This window comes from Legionella tunisiensis, assembly GCF_000308315.1.
GTDB classification, from domain to species: Bacteria; Pseudomonadota; Gammaproteobacteria; order Legionellales; family Legionellaceae; genus Tatlockia; species Tatlockia tunisiensis.
In genome coordinates this window covers 1-3,009 of the sequence record NZ_CALJ01000130.1, presented here as the reverse complement: position 1 = coordinate 3,009, position 3,009 = coordinate 1, and the positions used below count along the sequence as shown (strand labels likewise).

Genomic DNA, 3,009 nt, shown 5'->3' with positions numbered 1-3,009 from the left:
TATTCGGTTGAGAGGAAATCACCGCCACGCAGATCCATGGTTTCTAACGCTTTTTCCACCACCACGAGCCACGCAGGTTAAAGGATCTTCTGCAACCAGCACGGGTAGACCAGTTTCCTCCATCAAGAGAGTATCCATGTTTTTCAATAAAGCTCCGCCACCGGTTAATACCATCCCACGTTCGGCAATATCCGCTGCCAATTCGGGAGGTGCTAACTCTAGTGCAGCTCTCACGGCACCTACAATACCTGAAAGCGGTTCTTGCAAGGCTTCAAGAATCTCAGCACTGGTCAATGTGAAACTGCGTGGTACACCCTCCGCCAAGTTTCTACCACGAACTTCAATCTCGAACAGATCTCGACTTGGAAAAGCAGAACCAATTTCGTGCTTAATGCGCTCAGCAGTTGTTTCGCCAATCAGAGTACCGTAATTACGGCGCACGTAAGAAACAATTGCATCATCAAATTTATCACCACCAATACGCACTGATTGATGATAGACAATACCACTGAGAGAAATGATAGCCACTTCAGTAGTACCACCACCGATATCCACGACCATGGAACCACTGGCTTCTTCCACCGGCATACCAGAACCCAAAGCCGCTGCCATCGGTTCTTCGATAAGGAAGACTTCCCGTGCACCTGCACCCATGGCTGATTCGCGGATTGCACGACGCTCAACCTGTGTAGAACCACAAGGCAACACAGACTAAAACACGTGGGCTTGGGCGCAAAAACCGATTCTCATGCACTTTATGAATGAAGTGCTGCAGCATTTTTTCTGTAACAAAGAAATCTGCGATGACTCCATCTTTCATTGGTCTAATAGCATTAATATTACCAGGCGTTCTACCTAGCATACGTTTTGCTTCCAAACCAACAGCCGCCACTCGTTTCTGACCCGACTCATTGCGCAACGCAACAACAGACGGCTCATTTAAAACGATCCCTTTATCCCTTACATAAATCAATGTATTGGCTGTTCCCAAATCAATGGACAAATCATTGGAAAAAACGCCCCTTAATTTCCTAAACATCTGCAACAACCTCTTCTTTTTTTGGCGAACACTTTAACTCATATTTGGATAAAAATCGACAGATCTTGATGAAGATTTATTTGAAGATAAAAACAAACCCGTTATCTTATCAATATTTATCAAAAATCGGCGGGACACCCCGCCGTTAGTGTTCAAACTAAATTAGTTAAATTTAGGGGCCGTTAACATTTCACTAGTTTGAGTGATTATGCTTGATATTCGAGCGTCGCAGCGAAGCATACACACTAGTATATAAGCAGCGAAACACAGAAAATCAAACCCTAAACGCAAAGATAATAGTAGACATGTTAACAATCCCCTAAACAGCTTAACTCACTGTAAAAACTTCTTGTAATTGGATTAAATGCTTTTCCACGAATTGCTTTCCTAATCCACGGACATGGGATAACTCTTCCACTGATTTAAAACCTCCATGACTTTCACGGTATTTGATAATTGCTTCAGCACGCTTTTGCCCAATACCTTTAAAAGCTCCGGCGAGCATATTCATATCTGCTTTGTTGAGATCTACTTTAGCACTCGATTTTTGACTAGCGGCCGAGGTTACAGTATTGACTTGATTGGTTGCAGCGTGTGTTGGAAAGATGATGACCAACAACGACCAGACAACAGCAAAAAAACTTGCTTTCATTTTTATTCTCCTTTATTGATTGGACTATACGGTTTTTACTAAACCGTTTCTCGCATCAGACTCCTCCTGTGCGAGACAAATGAGTATCTCAGTATTTTTTTATCTGTCGAGACTTAATGATACAAAATACGAGTGAAGCACATAGGATACGCAAGCCGTTAATTTTTTTACCATTTCCAAATGCAAAAACTCATTAGGGCCATGTGCATTGGAGTGTGGGCCTAAGACACCTGTAATCATAAATTGAGCATCAGGGAATTTTTCACCCAGCATCGCCATAAAGGGGATTGTGCCGCCCTCCCCCATATAAACAGCAGGTTTCTTATAAAAAGCCAATGAAGCCTCATCAACTGCTTTTGCCAACCAATCTGTCATCAATGGTGCATTCCAGCCTTTAGCACTGTCATCAATACGAAAACTGATCTTTGCCTGATAAGGTGGATTCTGAGTTAACGATTGTTGCAAGGCTGTCGCAGCTTCTTTGGGGCAGACTAAAGGCGGCAGGCGCATGGAGAGCTTGAATGCTGTTTTAGCTCTAAGCACATTCCCTGCATCAGCAATGGCTGGCAAACCTTCAGCCCCTGTTACCGCTAAAGCCGGACGCCAGGTACGATTTAGTACAAGTTGTTGTTTATCGTAGATAACAGGTTCAACACCGGTATGAAAGGGGAAACCACTATAAACCTCTTCTCCCAGAACAGCAGCACAGACATTTGCTTGCGTCACACGCTCTGGGGGGATATCACAGTGCAGTGCTGCCAATTTAATTTCGCCATTCGTTTCATCTTCAACACGGCTAATTAACTGTTTCGCTACACGGAAACTATCAGCGACAATACCACTGGCATTGCCTGAATGCACTCCCTCACTAAGTAATTCAACCGATAATTCACCAACAACATTACCGCGCAAAGACGTCGTCATCCATAGTTGTTCATAATTACCGGCACCAGAATCCAGGCAAATAACCAGAGAGGGTTGCCCAATTCTGCCTTTTAATGCTTCGATATAATAAGGCAAATCATAACTGCCGCTTTCTTCACAGGCCTCGATAATTAACACACAGCGAGCATGAGGAAGTTGTTGCTCTTGTAATGCTTTTATCGCTGTCAGTGAGGCATACGCTGCATAACCATCGTCAGCCCCACCTCGGCCGTAAAGACGCCCATCACGTATTACAGGTTGCCAAGGGCCAAGCCCTTCCTGCCAACCAGTCATTTCAGGTTGTTTATCCAGATGGCCATAGAGTAATACCGTCTGCTCGACCTTACCGGGTACCTCCATGAACAATAAAGGAGTGCGACCTGGTAAACGGATA

The 3,009-nt window shown here is 44.2% G+C and carries 2 protein-coding genes and 1 pseudogene; all 3 read right to left on the bottom strand.

Going from position 1 to position 3,009, the window contains the following annotated elements:
* Nucleotides 1-1,039, bottom strand: a pseudogene (locus tag BN58_RS23520) (rod shape-determining protein); the annotation flags it as partial.
* Nucleotides 1,040-1,367: 328 nt separating this feature from the next.
* Complete coding sequence (locus BN58_RS08655) at nt 1,368-1,691, bottom strand: ComEA family DNA-binding protein (protein WP_019216481.1); 324 nt, start codon at nt 1,689-1,691, stop codon at nt 1,368-1,370.
* Nucleotides 1,692-1,790: 99 nt separating this feature from the next.
* The coding region (locus BN58_RS23515) for a M20/M25/M40 family metallo-hydrolase (protein ID WP_019216480.1) at nt 1,791-3,009 on the bottom strand (1,219 nt) is incomplete at its 5' end.